The sequence below is a fragment of the Bradyrhizobium sp. HKCCYLRH3073 genome (genome assembly GCF_051167995.1).
Classification (GTDB): Bacteria; Pseudomonadota; Alphaproteobacteria; order Rhizobiales; family Xanthobacteraceae; genus Bradyrhizobium.
In genome coordinates this window covers 149,742-175,301 of sequence record NZ_JBNPUD010000005.1, presented here as the reverse complement: position 1 = coordinate 175,301, position 25,560 = coordinate 149,742, and the positions used below count along the sequence as shown (strand labels likewise).

The 25,560-nt window shown below is 66.4% G+C and carries 21 protein-coding genes; 12 read left to right on the top strand and 9 right to left on the bottom strand.

Features of this window, described 5'->3' with window-relative positions; all coding sequences use genetic code 11:
• Positions 1-70: 70 nt before the first annotated feature.
• The 5 genes from ACQR1X_RS14575 to ACQR1X_RS14555 all read left to right on the top strand — a co-directional run bounded on the left by ACQR1X_RS14575 (position 71) and on the right by ACQR1X_RS14555 (position 6,442).
• On the top strand, positions 71-2,461 hold the full coding sequence (locus ACQR1X_RS14575; RefSeq protein ID WP_434899081.1) for a TonB-dependent receptor domain-containing protein: 2,391 nt from the start codon (positions 71-73) through the stop codon (positions 2,459-2,461).
• 7 nt (positions 2,462-2,468) lie between these two features.
• Positions 2,469-3,899: a PepSY domain-containing protein gene (locus tag ACQR1X_RS14570; protein WP_316216209.1), complete on the top strand. Its 1,431-nt coding sequence runs from the start codon at positions 2,469-2,471 to the stop codon at positions 3,897-3,899.
• Positions 3,900-4,036: 137 nt separating this feature from the next.
• Positions 4,037-5,632 (top strand): sensor histidine kinase, encoded by a 1,596-nt coding sequence (locus tag ACQR1X_RS14565; protein ID WP_316216208.1) that lies wholly within the window; start codon positions 4,037-4,039, stop codon positions 5,630-5,632.
• A 47-nt stretch (positions 5,633-5,679) separates the two neighbouring features.
• Entirely contained in the window at positions 5,680-5,877 is a 198-nt protein-coding gene (locus ACQR1X_RS14560) for a DUF1289 domain-containing protein (protein WP_316216207.1), read from the top strand.
• A 28-nt stretch (positions 5,878-5,905) separates the two neighbouring features.
• Complete coding sequence (locus ACQR1X_RS14555; RefSeq protein WP_434899080.1) at positions 5,906-6,442, top strand: TIGR02281 family clan AA aspartic protease; 537 nt, start codon at positions 5,906-5,908, stop codon at positions 6,440-6,442.
• A 75-nt stretch (positions 6,443-6,517) separates the two neighbouring features.
• On the opposite strand, the gene dusA is transcribed toward ACQR1X_RS14555, so the two are convergent.
• The 6 genes from dusA to ACQR1X_RS14525 all read right to left on the bottom strand — a co-directional run bounded on the left by dusA (position 6,518) and on the right by ACQR1X_RS14525 (position 13,410).
• Positions 6,518-7,537, bottom strand: coding sequence for a tRNA dihydrouridine(20/20a) synthase DusA (dusA, locus tag ACQR1X_RS14550; protein WP_434899079.1), 1,020 nt, complete (start codon positions 7,535-7,537; stop codon positions 6,518-6,520).
• A gap of 295 nt (positions 7,538-7,832) precedes the next feature.
• Positions 7,833-9,692 (bottom strand): TRAP transporter large permease, encoded by a 1,860-nt coding sequence (locus tag ACQR1X_RS14545; RefSeq protein ID WP_434892556.1) that lies wholly within the window; start codon positions 9,690-9,692, stop codon positions 7,833-7,835.
• Positions 9,689-10,705: a TRAP transporter substrate-binding protein gene (locus ACQR1X_RS14540; RefSeq protein ID WP_434889836.1), complete on the bottom strand. Its 1,017-nt coding sequence runs from the start codon at positions 10,703-10,705 to the stop codon at positions 9,689-9,691. Before ACQR1X_RS14540 ends, ACQR1X_RS14545 begins: the two co-directional genes overlap by 4 nt.
• Before the next feature lie 78 nt (positions 10,706-10,783).
• Complete coding sequence (locus ACQR1X_RS14535) at positions 10,784-11,797, bottom strand: transketolase family protein (protein WP_315802999.1); 1,014 nt, start codon at positions 11,795-11,797, stop codon at positions 10,784-10,786.
• Positions 11,797-12,645, bottom strand: a complete 849-nt coding sequence (locus ACQR1X_RS14530) for a transketolase (protein ID WP_434895537.1) — start codon at positions 12,643-12,645, stop codon at positions 11,797-11,799. The genes ACQR1X_RS14535 and ACQR1X_RS14530 overlap by 1 nt, the downstream gene beginning before the upstream one ends.
• Positions 12,646-12,660: 15 nt before the next feature.
• Positions 12,661-13,410, bottom strand: coding sequence for an SDR family NAD(P)-dependent oxidoreductase (locus tag ACQR1X_RS14525; RefSeq protein WP_434895536.1), 750 nt, complete (start codon positions 13,408-13,410; stop codon positions 12,661-12,663).
• A 108-nt stretch (positions 13,411-13,518) separates the two neighbouring features.
• Between ACQR1X_RS14525 and ACQR1X_RS14520 the strand changes: the two genes are divergently transcribed.
• The 3 genes from ACQR1X_RS14520 (at position 13,519) to ACQR1X_RS14510 (ending at position 18,949) form a co-directional block, all read left to right on the top strand.
• A complete protein-coding gene (locus ACQR1X_RS14520) occupies positions 13,519-14,421 on the top strand; it encodes a LysR substrate-binding domain-containing protein (protein ID WP_316216200.1) in 903 nt (300 codons plus the stop codon).
• Between the two features lie 178 nt (positions 14,422-14,599).
• Entirely contained in the window at positions 14,600-16,075 is a 1,476-nt protein-coding gene (locus ACQR1X_RS14515; RefSeq protein ID WP_434895535.1) for a tetratricopeptide repeat protein, read from the top strand.
• A 246-nt stretch (positions 16,076-16,321) separates the two neighbouring features.
• Positions 16,322-18,949 (top strand): spermidine synthase, encoded by a 2,628-nt coding sequence (locus ACQR1X_RS14510; protein WP_434895534.1) that lies wholly within the window; start codon positions 16,322-16,324, stop codon positions 18,947-18,949.
• Between the two features lie 4 nt (positions 18,950-18,953).
• On the opposite strand, the gene ACQR1X_RS14505 is transcribed toward ACQR1X_RS14510, so the two are convergent.
• The 3 genes from ACQR1X_RS14505 to ACQR1X_RS14495 all read right to left on the bottom strand — a co-directional run bounded on the left by ACQR1X_RS14505 (position 18,954) and on the right by ACQR1X_RS14495 (position 22,145).
• A complete protein-coding gene (locus tag ACQR1X_RS14505) occupies positions 18,954-19,577 on the bottom strand; it encodes a 2OG-Fe(II) oxygenase family protein (RefSeq protein WP_315802993.1) in 624 nt (207 codons plus the stop codon).
• Between the two features lie 92 nt (positions 19,578-19,669).
• Positions 19,670-19,999 (bottom strand): hypothetical protein, encoded by a 330-nt coding sequence (locus tag ACQR1X_RS14500; RefSeq protein ID WP_315802992.1) that lies wholly within the window; start codon positions 19,997-19,999, stop codon positions 19,670-19,672.
• Positions 20,000-20,120: 121 nt separating this feature from the next.
• The gene (locus ACQR1X_RS14495; RefSeq protein ID WP_316180617.1) at positions 20,121-22,145 is read right to left on the bottom strand and encodes a hypothetical protein; all 2,025 of its coding nucleotides are present in this window, start codon (positions 22,143-22,145) and stop codon (positions 20,121-20,123) included.
• A 281-nt stretch (positions 22,146-22,426) separates the two neighbouring features.
• Between ACQR1X_RS14495 and ACQR1X_RS14490 the strand changes: the two genes are divergently transcribed.
• From ACQR1X_RS14490 to ACQR1X_RS14475, 4 genes are read left to right on the top strand one after another with little or no spacing between them, the layout of a single operon-like run.
• Positions 22,427-23,311: a peptidylprolyl isomerase gene (locus ACQR1X_RS14490; RefSeq protein ID WP_315803165.1), complete on the top strand. Its 885-nt coding sequence runs from the start codon at positions 22,427-22,429 to the stop codon at positions 23,309-23,311.
• Positions 23,308-24,288, top strand: coding sequence for a HupE/UreJ family protein (locus ACQR1X_RS14485; protein ID WP_434895533.1), 981 nt, complete (start codon positions 23,308-23,310; stop codon positions 24,286-24,288). Before ACQR1X_RS14490 ends, ACQR1X_RS14485 begins: the two co-directional genes overlap by 4 nt.
• Positions 24,289-24,305: 17 nt before the next feature.
• On the top strand, positions 24,306-24,917 hold the full coding sequence (locus tag ACQR1X_RS14480) for a HupE/UreJ family protein (RefSeq protein ID WP_434873034.1): 612 nt from the start codon (positions 24,306-24,308) through the stop codon (positions 24,915-24,917).
• The gene (locus tag ACQR1X_RS14475) at positions 24,914-25,534 is read left to right on the top strand and encodes a HupE/UreJ family protein (protein ID WP_316180613.1); all 621 of its coding nucleotides are present in this window, start codon (positions 24,914-24,916) and stop codon (positions 25,532-25,534) included. Before ACQR1X_RS14480 ends, ACQR1X_RS14475 begins: the two co-directional genes overlap by 4 nt.
• Positions 25,535-25,560 lie beyond the last annotated feature (26 nt).

The window sequence follows — 25,560 nt, the reverse complement described above, 5'->3', positions numbered from 1 at the left end:
TCGTCCGGGCATCGTGAACGTTACAGGGGCGCAGGCGCCGGCTCAGTCCGGACCTGCGGTGGGGATCAGAATGAGCGTGCGGACGATCTGGGGGTCGATATCGTTGGCGGGGCTTGTGGCCGGCTGGTCAGCCGGCCCGATGGCTCACGCGCAGCAAACGGCAAGCCCCGCCGTGACATCGGCGGCCAACACGTTGCTTCCGGATGTGACGGTCGACGCACCCCGGCAGCGGCCAGTGTCCGACCGGGCGCGATCGCCTGGCCGAGCGGCGGACCGGACCACCCGTCCCGTCCAGCAACGCGGGACCGCGCCAGCGCAGGCAGCGCCATCCGTTCCCTCACAGGCCACCAACGCGACCGCGACCACGCTCAACGGCAACGCCATCCCGGCAGCCGGCAGCCGGCTCGGCCTGGCCGCGCGCGAGGTGCCGGCGACGGTCGAGGTGATCGGCGCCGAGACGCTGCGCGAGCAGGGCTACTACACGACCGTCGACGCGGTGAAAGGCGCCACCGGCGTCAGCGCCGGCGATGCGCCGAACGACGTCGGCTTTGCGATGCGCGGCTTCCAGGGCAACCAGGTCAACGTCCTCTATAACGGCATCAACATCGGGCCGACCGGATTCACCGCGCTGACGATGGAGACCTTCAACCTCGACCGCGTCGAGTTTCTCAAGGGCCCCTCCTCGCTGATCTCAGGCCAGGGGGCGGTCGGCGGCACCATCAATTTCGTCACCAAGACCCCGCACAGCGGCCCGGTCGAGAGCGAGGCCTTCGTCGGCTTCGACCAGCGCGGCACATTCCGCAGCGGCTTCGGCTCCGGCGGCAGCACGACCGTCAAGGGCCTGGACTATCGTTTCGACATCAGCCGGACCAAGGAGGTCGGCTTCATCGACGACACCGAGTTCAAGAATGTCCATGTCTCCGGCCAGCTCGACTACCGGCTGTCCGAGAGCTTCAAGACCTTCTTTGCCGCCGAGTTCAAGGACTACAAGGCCAAGCCCTATGAGGGCACGCCGCTGGTGCCGGTGGCCTATAGCGGCGCGAACGCAACCAGCGGCATCGTCTCGGGCTCCAAGATCTCCGCCTACAACGGCAGCGATCTCGGCGCCGTCACGATCGACGGCCGCACGCTGTCGACCAACTACAACGTGGTCGACGGCCACAAGACCATCAAGGAATCCTGGGTCCGCAGCGGCTTCGAATGGGACCTGAACAACGCAGTCACGCTGCGGAGCCAGATCTACAACTACAACGCCAGCCGCGACTGGTACAATAACGAGGTCTCGGCCTTCAACGCGAACACCAATCTGGTCGATCGCGAGCGCTTCTTCGTCCATCACAACCACAACATGGTCGGCAACATCACCGACGTGATATGGAACGGCAGCATCTTCGGTCTCGCCAACCGGCTCGTCACCTCGGTCGAGAGCTCGCATACCGACTTCACGCGACCCGGCGCAGCCAATTTTCCCGGCGATTCAGTCCCGCTGATCGGCTTCGATCGCGGCACCTATGGTGAGCTGAGGACACAGCTTCAGACCGCCACGATCGACAGCGTCGCGCTCAATCTCGAAGACCACTTGAGGCTGACCAACAGCTTCGCGCTGGTCGGAGGGCTGCGCTACAACCCGTTCACGCTCGACCGCAACTGGATCCGCAATGGCGCCGAGCGGCCCGGCTTCCCCTATTCCAAGAGCTGGCAGCCGGTCACGGGACGCATCGGCTATACCTGGGAGGCGCTGCCGGGCACGATGTTCTACAGCCAATATGCGACGGCAACCGACATCTCGGCCGACAGCATCTTCATCCTCACTCCGACGCAGAACCTGACGCTGTCGGATTCGCGCAGCTACGAGACCGGCGTCAAGCAGCTCGCATGGAACGGCCGCGCGGAATGGACCTTCTCGGCCTTCGACATCGAGCGCAACAACGTCTACAGCGCCCAGGCCGGCCAGCAGCTCAACCTTGCCGGCAAGGTCAAATCGCAAGGCATCGAGCTGTCGGCTGCGGTGCGGCCGACGCCGGAGAGCAGGCTCTGGGGCAATTTCGCCTATGTCCGCGCCCGCTATGCCGATTATGATCTCGCCGGCGGCGGCTCGTTCTCGGGCAACACGCCGCCCAACATCCCCGCCGTCATCGTCAATGGCGGCGGCTCCTACCGCTTCCTCAATCCCGGCTGGTGGCCGGTCGAGCTCGGTTTCTCCGTCCGCCACGTGGGCGACCGCTGGAGCACCGATGCCAACACGGTGAAACTGCTCGCCTACACCACGGCCGACCTGTTCGCCTTCATCGACCTGCCGAAGGTGCCGCTGTTCGCCACCGCGACCAGCACGCGGCTCGCCTTCCGGGTCCGCAACGTCACCGACCGGCGCTACGCGGCCTGGAGCGATCCGTTCTATCCCGACCAGATCTTCCTCGGCGCGCCCCGCACCTACGAGGTCGAAGCCTCGTTCAAGTTCTGATGGCCGCATGATCCGGGCGCTGATCCTCACGCACCGCTGGCTGAGCATCCCGCTCGGTCCGCTGCTCGTGCTGTGGTTCGCGACTGGGATCGTGATGCACTACGTGCCATTCCCGGCGCAGACCGAGAGCGAGCGCTTCGCCGCGCTGCCCGTGCTCGACGTCGCCATGTCGCTGCACGGTCCCGCGGAGGCCCTCGCCAAGGCTGGAATCGACCATCCAGACCGCATCCGCCTGGTGCAGCGCATGGATGGCCCGGTCTATGTCATCTCGACCGCCGGCCGCAGCACGGCCATTCATGCCGACACGCTGGCCACAGCCGAGGTGAGCGCCCCCGACATCGCCCTGTCGATCGCACGCGCGGCAGCGCAGCGGCGCGGGCTCGAAGCCGACGGCGCCGCCGTTGCAGCTCTGGACGACTACGACCAATGGACGGTACCGAACCGGTTCGACGTGCATCGTCCGTTGCACCGGATCGCGCTCAACGATCCCGGCGGCACCGAGCTCTATGTCTCCTCGCGCACCGGCGAGGTCGTGCTCGACACGACTCGGTTCGAACGCGCCTGGAACTACGTCGGCAGCGTCGTTCATTGGATCTATCCGACCATCCTGCGCAAGGACTGGGCGGCCTGGAACGCTGCCGTGTGGTGGCTGTCGCTCGCGGCGGTCGTCGCCGCCGTGAGCGGCGCCCTGCTCGGCCCGATGCGGCTGAGATATCATGAGGCGCGGCTGTGCTCGCGCTACCGCGGCTGGCACCTGTGGCATCATTGGGCCGGCCTGATCTGCATGCAGTTCGTGCTGACGTGGATGGTCAGCGGCTGGCTGTCGATGGACCATGGCAGGCTGTTTGCGACCGGCCGTCTGACGCCGTCCGAGCAAGCCATTCTCGTCGGCGCGCCGGATTGGACCGACGCGACCGCGGGCGCGCTCGCGGCGGTGCATGGCGGGGTCCGCGAGATCGAGTGGTTCGCCTTCGGCGGCCGCCTCTATCAGCGCATCCGGCGCGCGCCGAGTCAGCAGCAGATTTCGCTGCTGGACGGCGCATCGGCACGCATCGTCGGCCGCTTCCTGCAGCCGGCCGACGTCAATGCCGCGGCGTCCCGCCTGCGCGGCGACTGCGCGCGCTCGTCCGAAGTCGAGCCGGGCGACGACTATCCGTTTGTTTCCGATGTGCCGGGCGCGCCGGTCCATCGCGTGATCTGCGGCGACACCTGGTATCAGGTCGACGCCGCCTCCGGCGCAGTGCTCGAGAAGCTCGACCCATCCCGGCGCGCCTATCGGTGGCTCTATCAGGCGCTGCACACGCTCGACTTTCCGGCCCTGCTTGCGCAGGCGGCGCTGCGCACGTTTCTCATCGTCGGCCTCTGCGCGATCGGCCTCGTCTTCAGCATCACCGGCGTGGTGATCGGCTGGCGCCGCCTGCGCATGCAGCTCCGCTGAGCCTCGCCACAATGGTTAATTTAACGCGCGGTTAACGCAAATTTTTCGTTGTCTATAATCCGTCTTAAGGATTTGGGCCCAGTTATAGACAATGCAGAAAGCAGCCCGTACCTCGCGGGCAGGATTTGTGTTGTTTGATGAGTAAACCCGCTGAAAAGCCTGAGGTCGTCGAGCTTCCGGCAGATCCGCCGGCGCTTGCACCAGCAAGCCAGCGCCGGGCCGCGCAGCAGCGGGTGCGCGAGGCGCGCGACCGGTTAACGTCGACATCGGGAACGCGTCCGGCCTTCGACCGCGAGCTGCTGCGCCAATACGCGCAGACCCGCATCTCCGCCTCCTACATCGTCGTGCTGCTGGTGGTGGCAACCGGCCTGATGCTCAGCGTGTGGCTGCATACGATCGCGGCCGGCGCCTGGACGCTCGGCGTGCTCTGCATTCATGCGGCGATCGTGCGCAACTGCTCGAACTTCCTCGCCGACCAGCCGTCGCTGGCGGCGACGCGGCGCTGGCGCACGCGCTTCGTGCTGCTCGACCTGCTCTACGGCGTGTGCTGGATGGCGATCCTGATCCATCCGGCGCTCGCGGCGGTGTCGGGCACGCTGATGATGTTCCTGATGCTGCTGGTGATCGCGGTCTCCAGCATGCTCGCCGCCAACCTGCCGATCGCAGCCGTCGCCGTCACCGCGCCGGTGACGGTCGCGATCACGCTGAGCCTCGCGCTGTCGGGCACGTTCGACAACTACCTGCTCGCCGGGTTCGCCGTCGCGGCCGAAGGCTATTTCGTGCTGCTCGCCCATCAGCTGCACGCGACGACGCTCGCCACGCTCGAAGCACGCGCCGAGAAGGACGCCCTGATCGGCGAGCTCGAGCAGGCGAAGGCGATCTCCGACGAGGCGCGCTACCGTGCGGAGGCCGCCAACGTCGCGAAGTCGCGATTCCTCGCGCAGATGAGCCACGAGCTGCGAACGCCGCTGAACGCCATCCTCGGCTTTTCCGAGGTGATGAAGAGCGAGATCTTCGGCGTGCATGCGGTGCCGGTCTACAAGGAATATTCGGCCGACATCCACAATTCGGGCGTCCACCTGCTCAACCTCATCAACGAGATCCTCGATCTCTCGCGCATCGAGGCCGGCCGCTACGAGCTGAACGAGGAAGCCGTGGCGCTGGTGCACGTGATCGCCGACTGCCACCATTTGCTGAAGCTGCGCGCCACGAGCCGCGGCATCACCATCCACGAAGTGTTCGAGCAGAAGATGCCGCGGCTGTGGGCCGACGAGCGCGCGATCCGCCAGGTGGTGCTCAACCTGCTCTCCAACGCCATCAAGTTCACGCCGCAGGGCGGCGAAATCTGGCTGAAGGCCGGCTGGACGGCCTCGGGCGGACAATATCTCAGCGTCAAGGATACCGGCTCGGGCATTCCCGAGAACGAGATTCCGATCGTGCTCGCCTCGTTCGGCCAGGGCTCCAACTCGATCAAGTCGGCCGAACAGGGTGCGGGATTAGGCCTGCCGATCGCCAAGAACCTGATCGAAATGCATGGCGGCACGTTCACGCTGAAATCGAAGGTCCGCATCGGCACCGAGGTGATCGTCACCTTCCCGCCGGAGCGGGTGATGTCGGCGCTCGCTCCGCTGTCGGACGAGGCGCCGCCGTTGCAGCCGGAGCACGCGATCACCCCCGCTCAGGAGAAGCGCCGGGTGCGCAAGCCGATCATGAATGCCGGAACGGGACTGTGAGATGATTGCACTTGCACGACAGTGGCAGAACCTTTCAAACTCGCGCCATGAGCCAGGATACGCCCTGCATCGCCGTCTGCATGATCGACCCGAAGACGAAGCTCTGCTTCGGCTGCGGACGCACGCTGCCGGAGATCGCCCGCTGGGGCCGCATGTCGCCCGACGAGCGGCTGGCGCTGATGGACGGGCTGCCGTCCCGCATGCACGACGCCGGCCTGCCCGCGCTGGCGCGCCGCCGCGACTGAGCGCCTCCGTGCCAACGGGAGGCGCGGCATGAACAAGGTCGCGCTCGTTTTCGTCACCATGGTGCTCACCGCGGGCGCCGTGATCGTCTACAAGGATCCCGAGCAGGCGGCGCTCGCGAGCGACACCGTGTCGGAGGTTCTGCGCAGCCGCGCGCTCCGCGCCAAGGCGAGCCCTCCGACCAACGCGGTCGAGATCGAGCGCACCAGAGGCGGCGAGTTCGCGCTGCGCGCCAAGATCAACGGCGTCACCGCGCCGATGGTGGTCGACACCGGCGCCACATCGGTGGTGCTGACCTACGAGACCGCCAAGGCCGCAGGCCTGCCGCTCGAACTGCTCGCCTACGACGTCGACGTCGAAACTGCCGGCGGCCATACCAAGGCGGCGCGGCTGACGTTGGATCGGCTCGCGATCGGCAAACTGGTGGAGCGCTCGGTGCCGGCGCTGGTGGTGCCGCACGGCCAGATGAAGACCAACCTGCTCGGCATGAGCTTCCTCGACCGGCTGGAGCGCTGGGAAGTGCGCTCCGACCGGCTGATGCTGCACGGCTTTCCCGACCGCAGCTGAGGAGCTGGGCCTCGTCGCAGCCAGCAGAGAGATCGCGCGCCAGGCCGTCGCCGAACTGCCGCTGGCCTGAGCCGCTCAGGCCAGCGCAGCAACCGCTGGGCGCTCCTCGACCATCGCGACCGCCTCGCGCAGTACCTCGATGCCGGCGTCTGGCTTGACGCCACGCTCGGCGAGATGACGGCGGAATGCGCGTGCGCCGGGCACCGCGTGATAGGCGCCGACGAGATGCCGCGTGATCGCGTGCAGCCGCGCGCCCTGCCCGAGCTGGCGCACGATGTAGGGCTCGAGCGCCGCCAACGCATCCTTCATGGTCCGATGCGGCGCGACCTCGCCGAACAGGACGGGATCGACATCGAGCAGCCGCCACGGCTCCTGATAGGCCGCTCGCCCAAGCATCACGCCATCGACATGCGCGAGATGACCTTGCGCAGCTTCGATGCTGCCGATGCCGCCATTGATGATGACGGGCACGTGCGGCAGCCTCGCCTTCAACCGGTACACCCTGTCGTAGTCGAGCGGCGGAACGTCACGGTTCTCCTTTGGCGACAAGCCGTTCAGCCACGCCTTGCGCGCGTGCACGATCAACGCGTCGGCGCCGCTATCGACGACCGCGTCCGCCAGCGCATCGAGCGCGACCTCCGGATCCTGATCGTCGATGCCGATGCGGCACTTCACGGTGACGGGAATGCGAACGGCGTGCTTCATCGCGGCGACGCAGGCGGCCACGAGCGCGGGCTCGGCCATCAAACAGGCGCCGAAGCGGCCGTCCTTCACCCGGTCCGACGGACAGCCGACATTGAGGTTGATCTCATCGTAGCCGAAATCCTCGCCGATCCTGGCCGACGTCGCGAGATCGCCGGGGTCGGAGCCGCCGAGCTGCAGCGCCACCGGATGCTCGCTGGCATCGAAGCCGAGCAGCCGCTGCCGGTCGCCATGAATGACGGCGCCGGTCGTGACCATCTCGGTATAGAGCAACGCCCGGCGCGACAGCAGCCGATGGAACACCCGGCAGTGCCGATCGGTCCAGTCCATCATGGGGGCGACGGAGAAACGCCAAGCGTTTGATTTTGCAATTTTATCTGAGATATCAGTCATTCAGAAGTCGCGCCGGAAGCATCCCATCAGCGTCCATTTACGCCGATTTCCGCTGATTTCGACCCATTTTTGGTCTCCCGGTAAAACAATGTTGTACCGGAGATCGATCAGGCAGCCGTCGATTGGTGCCGCTGCGGGAGATCCATTGCCGCCCAGCAGAGCGTGGATCTCGCCGGAACGAATCCGCAGGTTGGCGCCGCGCAGGACGTGGGTGCACCGAAGCTCTTTTCGATGTCCTGGGCCTCGAGCTCGCGACTGGCATCTCGGTCCTCACGTTTTCAGCCGACCCGGGGGGTCAGAGAAAGCCGATCGACAGCCACGGCACGAAGGCAACCAGCAGCAGGCCGAGCACGAGCGCGCCGAGATAGGGCCAGATGCGGGTCAGTCCGGCGTTGGGATGGATCTGTCCGATCGAGCACGCCGCGTAGTACCCAAGGCCGAAGGGCGGCGCGAACAGGCCGATGCCCATCGCGAGGATGATCACCATCGCGTAGTGCACCTCGTGCACGCCGAGCAGCTTGGCCGCCGGAAACAGCAGCGGGCCGAACAGCACCATGGCCGGCAGGCCTTCGAGGATGCTGCCGAGCAGGATGAACACGGCGATCGAGATCAGCAGGAAGCCGTATTTGCCACCGGGCACCGAAACCATCATCGCCGCGAGCGCGTGCGAGAAGTTCGACTGCGTCAGCGCCCAGGCCATCGCGGTGGCCGCACCGATGATGAACAGGATCGCCCCCGACAAAGCGGCAGTATGCACCAGCGCCGGATAGAGCCTGCGCCAGTCGAAGCGGCGATAGACGAGCAGTCCGACCAGGATCGTGTAGGCGATGCCGACGGTCGAGACTTCGGTCGCGGTGGCGACGCCCTCGGTGACCGCGGTGCGGATCAGCACCGGCAGCAGCAGTGCCGGCAGCGCCGTGATGAGCGCCGAGCGAATGGTGGCCCAGGTCGGCCGCGGTCGGATCACGCCCTCCGGCTCGACCATGCGGCGCTTGGCGACCACCGCCAGCGCGGCGGCCAGCACCAGGCCGGGCAGGATGCCGCCGGTGAACAAGGCCGAAATCGAGACGCCGGCGACGGAGCCGATAATGATCAGCACGATCGAGGGCGGAATGGTCTCGGCCATCGCGCCCGAGGCTGCGAGCAGCGACACCAGCTCGCCGTCATGAATGCCGCGGCGCTTCATGTCCGGAAACAGCACCGGCGCGACCGCCGCCATGTCGGCCGTCTTGGCGCCGGAAATGCCCGAGACCAGCAGGATCGCGCCGAGCAGCACGTAGGACAGGCCGCCTCTGACATGGCCAACCAGCGACACCAGGAAGCCGACCATCGCTGCCGCCATGCCGGTCATGACGACGAGATGGCCGAGCAGAATGAACAAGGGAATCGCGAGCAAAACGAGGGATGAGACGCCCTCGTCAATGCGGCTGGTGACGACTTCGAGCGGCGCCGAGGTGACCGTGAGGAGATAAGCCACCGTGGCGAGCCCGAAGCAGAATGCGATCGGGACGCCGGCGAGCACGGCCGCGCCGAGCAGGATCGCGAAGAAGACGATCAGATTCCAGTTGCCGAGCGCCTTGAGCGCCGGCGCCGCGCCCCACAACACGAGCGCCGTGGCCGCCAGGATCACCAGCGTGATCGCGATGTCGCGCGAGCCGTGGCGCGCCATGCGCAGCAGGGCGGTGGCCAGCATGAGGCCGATGCCGACCGGCACCGCGCCGGCCCGCACGCTGTCGGGCAGGCCGAGCGCCGGCGTCTCCGCGAACGCCTGTCCGCTCGCATAGTCGATCGCAGGATGCAGCAGGATCGCCAGGAACAGCGCCGGCGCCATCAGCGCCGCGCTCTCCAGCACCGCGCGGGTGCGCGGTGCGACGCGGTCGATCAGCGCGGTCATCCGCATGTGCTCGCCGCGGCTGAGCGCGAGCACGGCGCCCAGCATCGCGAGCCAGAGAAAGGTGATCGACGCGAGCTCGTCAGCCCAGGTCAGCGGCCGGTTGAAGGCGAAGCGCGCCGTCACACCGGTGAAGAGGATTCCGACTTCCGCGACCAGCGCGACGATCGCGGGAATCTCGATCAGCTTCGTCAGCGCCCGCTCGAGGCTTTCGACGACGCCGTGCTTCGTGGAGGCTGCCAGAGACGCGTCGACCGAGTTCATCCGAGCTCTCCCACATTCGACTGCAGGATCTTCCAGGCTTCCTCGCCGAACTTGCCGCGCCAGTCCTTGTAGAAGCTGCTCTTGCCGAGCGCGCCACGGAACGCCTCCTTGTCGACATCCACGAAGGTGAAGCCCTTGGCGGCGAGATCGGCGCGCAGGCTCTGGCTGAGCGCGGCAATGTCGGATCGCTCGTCATCCGCCGACTTGTTGAATTCCTTCGTGACCAGCGTCTGCAGGTCGGACGGCAGTTTGCCGAAGGCAGCGCGGTTGCCAAGAATCCAGTAGGCATCCCAGACGTGGCTGGTCAGCGAGCAGTATTTCTGGACCTCGTAGAGCTTGGCGGTGGCGATGATCGGCAGCGGGTTCTCCTGGCCCTCGACCACCTTGGTCTGCAGCGACGTATAGACCTCATTGAAGTTGATCGGTGTCGGACCGGCACCGAGCGCCTGGAACAGGCTGGTCAGGATCGGCGCCGCCGGCACGCGGATCTTGAAGCTCTTGAGATCGTCCGGCGTCTTGATCTCGCGGGTCGAGGACGTGACCTGGCGAAATCCGTTGTCCCAGGGCTTGGAGAGCGCGATGACGCCGGTCTTCTCGATGTCCTTGCGGATGTGATCACCAAGGCTGCCGTCCATCGCCTTCCAGACCTGGTCGTAGGACGTGAAGGCGAAGCCGGTGTTGACGATGCCGGCGAGCGGCACGCGGGTGGCAAGCACGGAGCTCGCGATGTTGATCGCATCGACGGCGCCGACGCGGACCTGCGAGATCAGATCGGTGTCGGAGCCGAGCTGGTTGGCCGGGTAGAGATTGATATCGAGCCGGCCGCCGCTCGCCTCCTTGATGCGATCGGCCGCCTGCTGCGCCCGCTTGTTGACCGGATGCGACGGATCCTGTCCGGTCGCGAGCTTCATCGTGAACTCCGCTGCCTTGGCGAATCGCCCGGTGAACGGCAGCACCGCAGCCCCCACCATTGCTCCTGCCATGAATCGCCGACGCGTCATTGCCTTGCGCATTCCCGTCCCTCCAGTATGAAATTGTTGTTATGGTCCGGCGCGTCCGCGCGCCGGCGGGTCATGTCAGCGGCTGGTCCGCTATTTGAGCCAGCCCTTGACCTGCTTGACGACTTCCGACAACGAGATGCCGTAGCGATCGTGCAAGGTCGGCAGCGCGCCGGCGTCGAGGAATTCGTCGGGCAAGCCGATCTGCCGGAACGGTACGTGCACGCCTGCGCGCATCAGCACCCCGGCGACCGCCTCCCCCAGTCCGCCGATCACCGTATGGTTCTCGGCGACGACGACGAGACGGCCGGAGCGGCCGGATTCGCGCACGATGGTCTCGGCATCGAGCGGCTTGATCGTCGGCACGTGCAGCACGCCGACGTCGACGCGATCATCGGACAGCGCCTTGGCGGCCTCGAGCGCGCGCATCGTCATCAGCCCGGACGAGATCATCAGCACGTCCCGGCCGTCGCGCAGCAGCTTGGCCTTGCCGAGCTCGAATGTGTAGTCGTACTCGTCGAGCACCAGCGGCACCTGGCCGCGCAGCAGCCGCATGTAGACCGGGCCTTGATGGGCGGCCATCGCCGGCACGACCTGCTCGATCTCATGCGCATCGCAGGGGTCGATCACCGTCATGTTCGGCATCGCGCGCATCAGCGCGAGATCCTCGGCCGCCTGGTGGCTCGGGCCGTAGCCGGAGGTCAGGCCGGGCAGCGCGCAGGCGATCTTCACGTTGCGATCTTCCTCGGCGATGGTCTGGTGGATGAAGTCGTAGGCGCGGCGCGAGGCGAACACGGCATAGGTCGTGGTGAACGGCATGAAGCCTTCAGCCGCCATGCCGGATGCGGCACCGAATAGCAGCTGCTCGGCCATGCCCATCTGGTAGGTGCGCTCGGGGAATTCCTTCGCGAAGATGTGCAGGTCGGTATACTTGCCGAGATCGGCGGTCATGCCGACCACCTCCGGCCGGCTGCGCGCCAGCGCGACCAGCGCGTGGCCGAACGGCGCCGGCCTGGTGCGCTGGCCCTCGGAAGCGATCGAGGCGATCATCGCCGAGGTCGTCAGGCGCGGCTTGCTCAGATCCGGTGCGGGTCTCGTCGATTTCATCACGGCCTCCCGGCGTCGAGTGCGGCAATCGCGAGCTGCCACTCGTGCGGCTCGACGCGAATGAAGTGGTTCTTCTCGCGCTGTTCGAGGAAGGGCACGCCCTTGCCCATCAGCGTGTCCGCCACGATCATGCGCGGCTTCGGCGCCGCGTGGGTCTTGGCGGCATCGAAGGCGGCGACCACGGCGTCGAGGTCGTTGCCGTCGACGCGCTGCACGAACCAGCCGAACGCTTCCAGCCGATCCACCAAAGGCTCGAAGCCCATGACCTGGGTCGAAGGGCCATCGGCCTGCTGATTGTTGACGTCGACGATGCCGATGAGGTTGTCGAGCTTGTGGTGGCTGGCGGACGAGATCGCCTCCCAGACCGAGCCCTCGTCGAGCTCGCCGTCGGAGAACAGCGTGTAGACGCGCGAGCTCGACGTCTTGCGCTTCAGTCCGAGGCCCATGCCGACGGCGATGCTGAGGCCGAGGCCGAGCGAGCCGCCCGACATCTCCATGCCCGGCGTGTAGGACGCCATGCCGGACATCGGCAACCGGCTGTCGTCGCTGCCATAGGTTTCCAGCTCGGCCTCGGGAACGATGCCGGCCTCGATCAGCGCGGCGTACAGGGCGATCGCATAGTGTCCGTTCGACAGCAGGAAACGGTCGCGCTCCGCCCAGTTGGGATCTTCGGGCCGGTAGCGCATGGCGTGGAAGTAGGCGACTGCCAGCACGTCGGAGATGTCGAGAGCCTGGGCGATGTAGCCCTGCCCTTGCACCTCGCCCATGCGAAGCGCGTTGCGCCGGATGTTGTAGGCGCGCTGCGCCAATGTCGGCGCGTTGGCGAGCCGGCTGGTTGCGGTGTCCATCTCTTGAGACCTTGGTTAGTGGATCAGCATGCCGCCATTGACGTCGATGACCGCGCCCGTGACATAGGCGGAGAGGTCCGACGCCAGAAAGGTGTAGATGCCGGCGACGTCGTCGGCGGTGCCGAGCCGGTTGAGCGGAATGCCCTCGAGGATCTTGGCCTTCATCTCGTCGGTCAGCTTGCCGGCCGTGATGTCGGTGCCGATCAAGCCCGGCGTGACGCAGTTGACGCGAATGCCGTCGATGCCGAATTCGCGCGCCATCGCCTTGGCGAGACCGAGAACGCCGGCCTTGGCCGCGGAATAATGCGGCCCGCCGAAGATGCCGCCGCCGCGCTGTGCCGAAACCGACGACATGCAGGCGATCGAGCCCCGCTTGCGCGCGCGCATGTGGGGGATCACCGCTTGCGACAGGAACAGCACGCCCTTGAGATTGACGTCCTGGATGCGATCCCAGTCGTTGGGCGTGATGTCGAGCAGCTTGACCGGCTGGGTGATGCCGGCGTTGTTGATGAGGATGTCGATGACGCCGAATGTGGCGATGACTTGCGCGACGGCGTCGTTGCAGGAGTTGTTGTCGGCGACGTTGCAGCCGATCCCGAGATGCTGGTGGCCGAGCGTGGCCGCCGCGTCGGCGGCCGCCGCCGCATCGAGGTCGAGGATGGCGACGCGCGCCCCTTCGGCGGCGAACCGTCGCGCAGTGGCCAGCCCAATACCGCGCCTGGAAGCTGCGCCCGAGATGATCGCCGTCTTGCCGCTGAGCAGCATCCTTGGTCCTCCCAAAGTGTCGTTGTGTTGGGCTTGACCATGGCGGGCCTGACCGGCGGGGACAAACGCGCAGTTGTCACGGATAGATGAATCTGGTTCACTCATCCGATGCTGTCCAACGTCCCGATTTCGTCAATCAAAGCGTTTGAGGCCGCTGCACGGACTGGCTCGTTTCGCGATGCAGCGAATGAGCTTCACCTGACCCCGAGCGCAGTCAGCCACGCCATCCGCAAGCTGGAGACGACCCTGCGCACGGTGCTGTTCGAGCGCACCGCCCGCTCGGTGCGGCTGACACCTGCCGGCGAGAACCTGATGCGCCATGCCGGCGCCGCCTTCGACCAGTTGCGCCGCGGCCTGGAGGAGGTCGCCGCGCGCGGTCCCCAATTGGTCCGCGTCCATTCGGCGCCGAGCTTCGCTGCGCAGTGGCTGACGCCGCGATTGGCGCGATTTCTCGCCGCCCACCCCAAGCTCGAGGTGCGGCTTGCGGCGAACACCGACTATGCGCGATTCAAGAACGACGATTTCGACATCGATATCGTCTATGGCCAGCCGCATGCGGAAGGTGTCGAAATCGTTCCGCTGGCCGAGGAAACGGTGACGCCGCTCTGCTCGCCGGCACTGGCGGCCACGATCAAGCGGCCTGCCGACCTGCTGGAACGAACGCTGATCCGCTCCGATGTCAAGCAGATCCAGTGGCATCAATGGTTCGCCGCCAACGGTCTCGAGCCTCCCGCTCTTCATGGCATGCGCTTCGACCGCAGCTTCCTGGCGCTTGCGACCGCGACCGAAGGTCTCGGCGTTGCCCTTGAATCCACCCTGCTGGCCGAGCGTGAGCTGGCATCCGGCCGGCTGGTGGCGCCGCTAGCCGGCCGCGCGACCGACGTCCGCTACGTCGGCCATCGCCTGGTATTTCCCCGCAATGCTCACCAACGCACGGCTGTCCGCGCCTTTGCCGACTGGATCACATCCGAGCTCAGTCCGGAACGCGGAGGGCGACGATCGTTCGATTGATCTCGCGCCGTCCCTGCTTTCTTTCGACCGAGCTCGCTGATTGGGGCTCTCGGAGCGCATTGCGTCCCGAGGCTGAAACGCTCACCTTGAGGCAGGCCAAGCAGCCCAGGTTGACCTTTCAGATCATTACTCGGCCGTCGTTTGATCAACTGTTCGGGCAGCGTGTCCTGCGCGGCCAATGGGGGGATACGTCTTTACCGCGGACATCGCGTCGGAGGCAGAGATCAAGGTCTCTTCGCCCGAGGTGGACCTTCCCTCCCCCGCCCCGACCACCGTGCTCGACGTCGCCGCCGCCTCCGCCGCTGAGGCGACGACCGGGCCGGCGAGATCGTCATGGTTGTCGGCCCTCGGCGGACGCATGGCGATCACGGCCGCCGCAGCGCTTTGCGCCATCGTCGGGCTTGCGGCGGCTGCGCCGCTGTTGAGATCGAACCTGATCTTCAAGCGTTCGCCCCCTGTGGTCGCGGTGATGGCGATGGCCGACGCGAGCGGTGATCCGCTTGGCGCGGTGATGGCAACGGAGATCGCGGGACGCCTGACCGACGGGCTCGCCAGGATCAACACCATCAGCGTGATCGCGCCGCGATCGACGGCACCGCAGCCGGAGCTGGCTGCGTCGCTGGCTGCGCCGCCGGATTTCGAGATCCGCGGTGAGCTGCAGCGCAGCGGACCGTCATGGACATTGCGTGCCCGCTTGATCCAGACCACCTCCGGCAAGGTTGAAGCGGTCGCAGCCGTCTCCGTCGACGCCGATGAGCGCGATCCGCTGCTGCAACAGACGCGACTCGCCGCGGGCGCGGGCGACGTGCTGGCACGCCGTCTCAACGAGCTCACCGAAACCGGAACGTCTTCCGCGGACGGCGGCGTCACGGCCGGCGGCGCCCGCGCCGCCATCGAGCAGGCGACCACGTCGATCAACAGCGTGACGCAAGAGCGCTTCAGCATGGCGCAGACGATGTTGCAGAATGCGCTCGCCGACCAGCCCGACAATGTCGACGCGGCGGTTGCGCTTGCGGCGCTGCAGATGCGCGGCATCCAGATGGTCTGGTACAGTCCGGATGCCGCCGCGGCGGCCGAGGCTCAGGCGGCCGCGAACCTGGAGCGCGCCCTGCGCGCCAAGCCGAACTCGATCGCGGTGCTCGAGACCTATTGCCGCTTCCTCAGCGCAACCAATCATTTCGTCGAAAGCCTGGTCATCTGCGCCAGAACGCTGAGTCTCGATCCATGGGACGGCCTCGCGCTGTATCTGGTCGGCCTCGGGCAGCTCCATCTCGGCCGCTTCGAGGATGCGCTGGCGACCTTCCAGCAGGCCGACCGCTATGACACGCCGGCGGTCTCACGCTGGACATGGCTCCTGGGCGTCGGGTGGGCGCACATGATGATGGATCGCGCGGAGGAAGCCCTGCCGTGGCTGCGGCGCTCGATCGCCATCACGGCCGCGTCCGGGCGTCCCTATATGCTGCTGGCGGCCGCCTATCAGAGGGCCGGACAGATCGATGAAGCGAGAGCCGCGATCCAGAAGGGACTGAAGCTGCGGCCCGGCACGACCGCGCTCAACGTTGCGCCGCCGATGAAGAACACCAGTCCGGTGTATCGCGAGGCCGCGGCCAGGATCGTTCAGCTCATGGTCGACGCGGGCCTGCCGGCCCAATAGGGCGACCAGCCCGATCCACGATCCGCACGCGTGGCAGTCTCACCAAAAATCATTGCCCCTGGAATCGTTCAGACGACGCTAGTGCTCCCGCGGCCTCTGTCAAACCACCGTCACGAAACACGAACACAAGGAAACGATCTCGACCTTGGCGGCCCGTGCCGCCGAGCTTGATCCAGCGCTCGGACCAGTACTCCGCACGGCGCGCTGCATCCGAAGACCGATCACGGGAATTGCAGGTACCAAACCTTGACCGAGGCACGCCACGCAGACCCGCGCGACAATGATCTGGTCGCGGAGAAGCAAGGTGCCAGGTCATCCGGCGTCGATCTCGTCGCCCGCCAGAGCACGGCCCGGCTGGGGGCGCTGAAGCTGCTGATTGCGGCATCCGGCCTCGCCGGGCTCGGCTATGAGATCGTCTGGACGCGCCAGCTCGCCCTCGCCCTGGGCACGGAGATGATGGCCGTGCTCGGCGCCATCGCCGGATTTTTTGCTGGGCTCGCGGTGGGCGCCTTCGTCCTCGATGGCCGGATCCGCCGCGTCGCCAATCCGCACCGGCTCTATGCCGTCCTCGAAGCGGTCATCGGCCTGTGGGGGCTATGTGCGATCTGGTTGCTTCCGGCGAGCGCGCGCGCCCTGGCGCCGCTGCTCGGCACGGCTCCCTCCCCCCTCCTGTTGTGGAGCGCGAGCTTCCTGCTGCCGACGCTGGTGCTGTTGCCGGCCACGGTGGCAATGGGCGGCACGCTGACCGCGCTGGAACGCATGACGTCCGCAGCGCACGGCACGCGGTCCGTCAGCGCCGGCGTCTATGGCGCGAACACCGCCGGCGCCGTCGCCGGCACGCTGCTGTCCACCTTCGTGCTGATCCCCGCGCTTGGATTGTCGACGACGCTGCTTTGCCTGGCAGCCGTCAACGCGGCCTGCGCGCTCGCAGCGCTTCGCCTCGGCCGAGCCGTGCAGGCCGACGCTCGCGCGCGTGACGATAGCAGGCATGCTGTCACCGGCCTCCGCCTGACGGCAACTCTGTTCGTCACCGGCCTGCTCGGCATCGCGTTCGAAGTGCTGGTCGTGCGCCTGGCCGCGCAGATGATGCAGGACACGGTCTATAGCTTCGCCTGTCTGCTGGCGGCCTATCTGCTGGGCACCGCGATCGGCGGCATGATCTGGCAGCGTTTGGGGCCCACGGTTGCACGCGGCAGAACCGTTCTGATCAGCCTCACCGCACTCGTTGGCCTCGGCACGGCGATCATGACGCCCTTGCTTGGCGGCTTCGCCGATAGCGCGGCGAGCCTCGGCGTCGCCGGCGAGCTCGGCATCGCGCTGGCGCTGCTGCTACTGCCCGCGATGGCGATGGGTGCCTTGTTCGGCCAGCTCATGCAGGAGGTCCGTGACGGCCGGGGATCGGTCGGCTGGGCCGTCGGCATCAACAGCGTCGGCGCAGCCATTGCACCGCTGGCCGCAGCACAGCTGCTGATTCCCGCTTTCGGCATCTGGAGGGCATTGATCCTCGTTGCCGTCGGATATCTGCTGTTGCTGCAGCCGCAACGCGTCGTGCTGCGGTGGGCCGCGGCGCCCGCTCTGCTTGCGCTCGCGCTGTTGTGCCTTCCCGCCCCCCTGCTCATCAAGGTCCCGCCGGGCGGCAAGCTTCTCGCCGTGCGCGAGGGACCGATGGCGACGGCAAGCGTCGTCGACGACGCCTCGGGGGCACGCTATCTCGAAGTGAACGGCCACTTCCGCATGGGCGGTACCAGCTCTGTGCGGTCCGATTTCCGCCAGGCCATGCTGCCGCTGCTCTTGCATCCGTCGCCGCGCAGCGCGCTCTTCCTCGGTGTCGGCACCGGCGCGACCGTGCTCGGCGCAGCGCAGATGCCGGATCTCGACGTGCGCGCGGTCGAACTCTCCTCCGAGGTCGTCGCGCTGCTGTCCTGGTTCGACAACCCCGCGGCCGAGAAGGAAAGACCGCCGATCGCCGTTGCCGACGCCCGGCGCTTCATCGTCGCCGATAACGGACGCTACGACGTGATCGTGGCCGACCTGTTCCACCCGGCGCTCGATGGCAGCGGCGCGCTGTACACGGTCGAACATTTCGCAGCGATCAAGCGGCGACTGGCGACCGAGGGGGTGTTCTGCCAGTGGCTGCCGCTGTATCAGCTCGATGCGCCTTCACTGCGCGCGATCGTCAGAAGCTTTCTTGCGGTCTTCCCACAAGGATCCGCCTGGCTGAACCATTACAGCGTGCGCACGCCGATGCTGGCCCTGATCGGATCAGGCGTCTCGAACCCGATCGATCCCGAGTTCCTCGCCGCACGGTTCTCCGACCGGAAGCTTCACCCGATCCTTCAACCGCTCGGATTCGACCAGCCGATCGACCTTCTCGGGCAGTATGTCGCCGGCGAGAAAGCACTCGCGAGCTTTGCCGGTCCGGGACCGCGCAACACCGACGATTTCCCGTTCGTCACGTTCGACGCGCGCAGCAACGTCAACGCTCTCTCGGCGGCGCCCTGGCAATTGCTGCTGACGGTCCTCAACCAGACAAAGACAGATGCAGGTGAGCTGCTCGACGGGTCGAAACGCGGAATGTGGGAGCAGCGGCTCGACGCCTATTGGCGGGCACGCAATCGCTTCATTCAAGCCGGCGCGGCGCTGACCGGCGAGCCGCGCGGGTCGGCGCTGATTGCAGCCGCCGCACCCGGCCTCCTCGACTCCATTCGCGCCAGCACCGAGTTCGAGCCGGCCTATGCGCCGCTGATGAGCATGGTGAAAGCGCTGCTCGGATCGGATCGCGCGGCGGCTGAACGCCTGCTTCGGGCGATCGATGCCGCCGCGCCGTCGCGACACGAGGCGCGCGACCTGCGGTCGCGCGAGTTCGAACGATAGCGCGTCAGGACGCGAAGCTGACGCGGTAGCCCCAGCAATCCAGATGATCAGGAATCGCGTTGAAGGCGATGGTGATGCGCTGGTCGCCCTGATTGCGCGGCACCTCATGGTAGAGATAGCTCGGGAACAGCACGAGATCGCCGGGCTCCGCCTCGGGCAGCACATATTTGCCGGCATTGAACGGGCCGACGGCGGCACTGCGGGTATGGTGGCGGAACGAGAAGTCGCTGCCGCCCGGCGGCCGCACGAACACGGTGCGGCTACCAGGATGCGACGGCGTCAGATAGAAGATGCCGGAGATGAAGCTGTTGGCGTGGGCGTGCAGGGTCTGGTTGCCGCCGGTCTCCAGCATGTTCGTCCACATCTCCTTGACCGTCCAGCGCAGCTTCTCGCCGAACAGCAGCTCGCCGAAATCGACCAGCTTGGGCACCGCGAGCTCGGCGATGGTCTGAAACAGATTGTTGGCGCGGGGATCGGCGACCTCGGTGTGGAACAGCTGTCCGGATCGCAGATTGTTCTCGATCTTCGAATTGCGGATGGCAGCCACCGCCGCGTCCTTGAGCTCGACGCTCAACAGCCCGGGCGAACGCAACAACGGTATCGGAAAAAGAGCTTCGATCTGGTCCATGTCTCAAGGCCTTGCATGCGCCGCAACAGGACCGACAAATTGCCGACTTGCATGACAGCCGGATGACGAGAGGCGAGACGCGGTGCCGCCCGTCAGCGCGTCGGCATTTCGTCGGCACGAAGAATATTGAGCCGCTCGCCGGGCTTCAGGCTGTGGGGCCGGTCGCGTACTTCCAGCACGGCCCGCTCGGCCTTCTCGACGCAGTCATCGAACTCGCCATTGCCGGCCTCGACCAGCGCCTGCTGAATGTCCCGCTCGGCGAAATAGCGCGACACGTCGTCCGCCGGCAAGGTCGCCGCCTGTGCGCGTGCCTCGGCCACCGCGGCATCGCATGCCTCCTGCGTCGGTTCCTCGTCATGCGCCGATGCGACAACGGTCGTGAGAGCCAGGATGGCGAGAATCACAGCGGACAAGCGAGGCATCACGTCGAGGAACCCCAGGGCAAAGCAGGTTGCAAAGACGAAGCGCCGGTTCGCAAACCGGCGCTCCGAGGAAGCTGGATCCGGCGGGACTCTATCGTCCCGCCGGATCGATGCCGATCAATCAGTCGCGGTTGAAGGCCCAGCGACCCCAGTGGCCCCAATGGCCCCAATGATCCCAGTCGTGCCAGTGGTGATGATCGTGAGCCAGCTTGCGTGCCAGCTCCTTGTTCTTCTCGACCAGCAGTTCGGGCGCACCGTACGGACGGACGAAGATCGGGTTCGCATAGAACCAGACGTTCGACCAGGCCTGCACGTCGTTGGTCACCTTCTTCACGCCGCCGACCGTGCCGAGGTGCGACGGACATGCCGGATCCGTGCAGCTGACGGTGGCGTTGTTGGCATCGAGCAGCGGATTGCCGGCGCTGTCGGACACGTTCGGCGTGGCCGGCGGGATGTTGGTGCCGCGGGCGCGGATGTAGAAGGGAGTCTTGCCCGCGATGAAGGTGGTCCTGAAGCTGAGCCGGACCGAACCGTCGCGCAGCTTGCGGCTCTGCATCTTGGTCGCCTGGATCTGCTTCGCGATCTTGGCCGAGGGGTTGTAGACGATGGCCGCACCGGCGACGCCGCTCGCATTGGCCACGGCATAGCCCGGGGCGCCCGGCGCGATCGGGCCGGTGATGTCACCGGTGATCAGATCGACGTGGTCGAGCGAGGGCTTGTTCAACGGCTGCTTGATGCCGACCGGCAGCAGCAGCGGATTGTTGAAGCTGTACGGGCTGTTGTTGGACGCCGGAACGGTCATCTCCATCTCGAGCGTGACCTTCTCGCCGGGACGCACGACCAGCGTCTCGCCCATCGTCTTCCAGTCGTAGTCCCATTCACCCTTCGCACGAAACTCCATGTCGGAGTCGATGATGTCGGCGTTGACCGAATAGGAGTTGCCCGAGCGCATGCCGTCGATGATGGACTGCTGGGAGAAGCGCCGCTCGTTCGGCACGTACAGCCTGGTGTACTCGCCGGGGATGAAGTCCGCCGTCGTACCCGGATCGCGCGCGCCATAGACGCCGCGGCTGTGCCAGTCCGAACTCTGGAACAGGAAGAAGTTGCGGCCTTCGCCGAGCAGACCGTCCCATAGCCCGCCAACCTTGGCGGTGTAGACGCCCTGCATGCCGTAGGTGCCGCCGCCGACCGCGCCCGAGCCATAGGAGCCCGAGCCGCCGTTCACGCCGCCCTCGGCCATGTGACCCGGGGCTTCGATACCGAACGCGACCGTCGGGCCGGCATTGTTGAAGTCACGGAAGTGCTCGATGTTGTAGCCGGCCGAGCCGTTCGGGTTGAACGGTCCCTGCCGCTCGGTATGGGTCGGCACCGCGTAGGATTGCAGCGGATGGTTCGCCTGCAGCCAGGCGATGCCGGCAACGGCCTTCTGGTGACCGGCCGTGCCGGAATTGTTGACATTGTCCTTGCCGGCCCAGACCGGGTTGTTGCTGGCATCGACCGGACCGATCGCGTCAGTGTCCCCGCGGTCGAAACGATATTCGAACTCGGCCATCTTGTCGGCATTGCCGTAGCCGCGCGGGTTCTGGCCGGCGATCACGGCGACGTCGCCATGCTCGTGACCGGGCAGGATCCACTCGAGGCCTTCGACCAGCACCTTGTTGTAGGTCGCGGTGCGATTGACGATGGTCGGGTACTCGACTTCCTTGATCGACTGCCAGCGCCACATCTTGGCGTTGGTGTCGGTGCCGTTCGGCGTGCCCTTCAGGCTGGTGATCGTGATGCCGTCGATGGTCTTGCCGAGCGTCTGGCTCCAATACGTCGTGGTGTTGTCGCCCGGGATGTTGGCGCTCGCATCGCTGAAGCGGCAATCGCGGTTACCCGAACCGCCGTGGTTGCCCAGCGTGAACCAGTCGAGATCGAAATTATTGCCGCCAGCAGCCGCGGTGCCCTTGCCGACCGAGCGGTCGATCGCATAGCCGGCTGCGACCGAGCCGTCGGTGCAGGTGTTGTGGTTGTGCATGTCGCCCGCGACATACGGATTGTTCTTGCTCGTTTCCCCCCAACGCTCCCCGGCGTCGGCGCTTTGTGACAGAGCCAGCGAGACCGAGGCCGCTGTCAGCAGGATTTTCTTGGTAGATGGAACCATTATCGTCGCCCCTAAAGAATTCGATCGATCTCCAAACCGAGATGACAACGCGACCGATGCGCCGTCGTCATTCGCGGCGCGACCAAACCAAAACTCGGAGACAGTTTGTTGAAGGATTTATTTTTGCTGGTGCCATCTCCACGGCCATCGCGATCCGCAATCGTTGCGAAATTTTTGTGACACTGACGTTTGCCCGGTGACAACGGCAACTGTGCCGTTGCATATACGCGCCGCGCAACGAGCGCAGCCCGAGTTGTAAAGAACGTATGTCAGCCCCTGCCATGTCGAATGCGGCGCAGACCTTTGAGAGCGCCTCTGCACGCTCCAATCAGCAAGATGGCAACAGCTCTTCCCCAGCGCGAATATCATTCGTGACCGCCCTGCGTGGGCTCGGCAGGGAGCCGCTCCTGCATTTCCTTGTTCTGGGCGGACTGATCTTCGCGGCCGACGCCATCATCCATCCGCCAGCGAAGGACGAGAAGGTCATCACCGTGACCAAGGCGCTGCGCCAGTCCTTCATCGACACGTTCGACGAGGACAAGCAGCGCACCCCGAGCGAGGCCGAGCTGCAGAAGATGGTCGAGGCCTGGGTCGCCAGCGAAATCCTCTATCGGGAAGGCAAGACGCTCGGCGTCGACCGCGGCGACGAGATGATCCGCGACCGTGTCGCGTTCAAGCTGCAATATCTGATCTTCGATCAGGTGCGCGTGCCGCAGCCAAGCGACGAGCAGTTGCGCGCCTGGTTCGCCGACAATCATGCGCGGTTCGACGAGCCCGAGCGTGTCAGCTTCTTCATGACGCCACCCAGCGACGAACCGACGGCGCGGCGCTATCTGGACGACATTCGCGAGCAGCGCGAGTCGGAGGAGCTGCGCGATCAGACGCGCGCGGTTCTCGACCGGCCGGTGCCGAGCCTGGCCGCCGGCTTCGGCGACGGCTTCAGCGAAGGCCTGCTCAAGGCGCCCCTCCAGGAATGGATCCTGCTGCAGTCGAAAGACGGGTGGCACGTGGTTCGTCTCGACGCCCGGACGCCGGGCGCGCCTGCGAAACTCGAGGACATCCGCGCCGAGGCAGCCAAGATCTGGCACACTGAAGAGACACGGAAACGGGCCTGGGAGGCGGTGAGCCGGCTCAAGGCCAACTACACGATCAGGTACGAGCCGTGACCGGCGCGCGCGCCCTGATCGCCATCGTGCTCGCGTTCGCAGCGCTGCTGCCTGGGCGGCCGGCGGCTGCGCATCAGGCGACGATCGCCGTGCTCGAATTTCGCGAGATGCGGCCCGGCGCGTATATCGGGCGATGGACGACCTTGCCGAAGGATGGCGTCAACCGCATCGAGCTCAAGATGCCGCCGCATTGCTACCTGCGCCTGCCGGAACTCAATTGCGGCGACAAGGGCCTCGTCGGACAGATGACGATCGGCAATCTCGGCGAGGACATGTCGGCTGCCATCATCCGCGTGACGTCGCTCGCTGGAGAGACGCGCAGCTACACGATCTCAGCGGCCAATCCGGTCGTGACGGTGCTGGGCACCGATGCGCCGACGCTCGAGACCTGGCTCGAGCTTGCCAAGACCTACGTCAACCTCGGCATCGACCACATCCTGCTCGGCGCCGATCACCTGCTGTTCGTGCTCGGGCTGATCTGGATCGTCCAGGGCGGCTGGCGCCTGCTCAAGACGATCACGGCCTTCACGATCGGCCACAGCGCCTCGCTGGCTGCAACGGCGTTCGGCTTGATCGGCGTTCCCGAAGGCCCGCTCAACGCCTGCATCGCGCTCAGCATCGTGTTCGTCGGCGTCGAGATCATCAAGCAGCAGCGCGGCGAGATCGGGCTGACCGCCCGCTACCCCTGGGCCGTCGCCTTCAGCTTCGGTCTCGTCCACGGCATCGGCTTCGCCAGCGCGCTCGCGGGCCTCGGCCTGGAGCGGCGAATCCTGCCCGCGGCGCTGCTCTTCTTCAATGTCGGCGTCGAAGTCGGGCAGATCCTGTTCGTGCTGCTGGTGCTGGCACTGATCTGGGCGCATCGCCGGCTCGGCGCGGCGCTGCCGCGCTGGGGCGCCGAGCTGCCGGCCTATGCGATCGGCTCGGTCTCGATGTTCTGGTTCCTGGGCCGCCTGGTGCGGGTTCTGGCGGCCGCATGATGATGAATGGGACGAACATGATCGCGCGCAAACTCCTGCACGCCGTGTTGGGTGCGGCTTTGCTCTCGCTGCTGACTGCGAATCCTGGCTTTGCCCATGAGCAGACCGGCGTCGGCGGCGGCCTCGCCAGTGGTCTGCTGCATCCCTTGACCGGGCTGGATCATCTGGTCGCAATGGTCGCAGTCGGCATCTGGGGCGCGCAGCTCGGCGGCGCGGCGATCTGGATCCTGCCGGTCGTCTTCCCGTTGGTGATGGCGTTCGGAGCCGTCGTGGGAATCCTCAAGATCGGTCTGCCCGTCCCGGAGCTCATCATCGCGCTGTCAGCGCTGGTCCTTGGCCTCGCTGTCGCCCTGCGCGTCCGTGTCCCGTTCGCGATTGCGGCTATCATTGTTGCGATCTTCGCCATCTTTCATGGCCACGCGCACGGCATCGAGCTCCCGACGGCGGCGAATCCCCTGGCCTATGGCTGCGGCTTCGTGGTCGCGACCGGTCTTCTCCACGCCTGCGGCATCACCATCGGCGCGCTCGCGCGCTGGCCCGGCGGCGAGCGTATCATCCAGGGCGTCGGCGCATCCATCGCCGCGCTCGGCGGCTACTTCCTGATCGCGAGCCTCGGAGTCGCGGCATGAGGACGTACCACCGGACCGCCCTGCTCGCATCCGTGCTGCTGCTGGCGCAAGCGCAGCTCGCCGATGCGCATATCGTATCGGCCCGGCTCGGTGACTTCTACGCCGGCGCCCTGCATCCGCTGCTCACCCTGCAAGACGTCGTGGTCTGGGCCGCGCTGGGATTGCTGGCCGGCTCGCTCGGTGCGGCGAGCGGACGCTGGCTGGTCGTGGTGTTTCCGCTCGGCCTGTGCGCGGGGCTGGCGCTCGCCGCCGGGTCGGGGCTCGCCCCGGCTTCCCCGCTCGTCGACGCCGCGACCATTCTCATTCTCGGGCTGCTGCTGGCCGCGGCCTTGCGCATTCCCGTGACATTGCTGAGCGCGATCGCATTCATGCTCGGGCTGATGCGCGGCGCGGCGAATGCCGGCGAGCTCGTGCCGCAGACCGACCGTCTCCTGTACGCCGCCGGGCTCGCCAGTGCAGGCTATGTCGCCATCACCCTCGTGATGGCGCTCGCGCTCACCTTCCGGCGTCCTGAAACCGAGCCGGTATCGAGCTGGCGCGGAATCGCCGTGCGCGCGGTCGGTGGCTGGGTCGCCGCGATCGGCCTGATGATGGCGGGACTATCGCTCGCGTCCTGAGCAGGCCTATGCTCGGGCGATCCGAC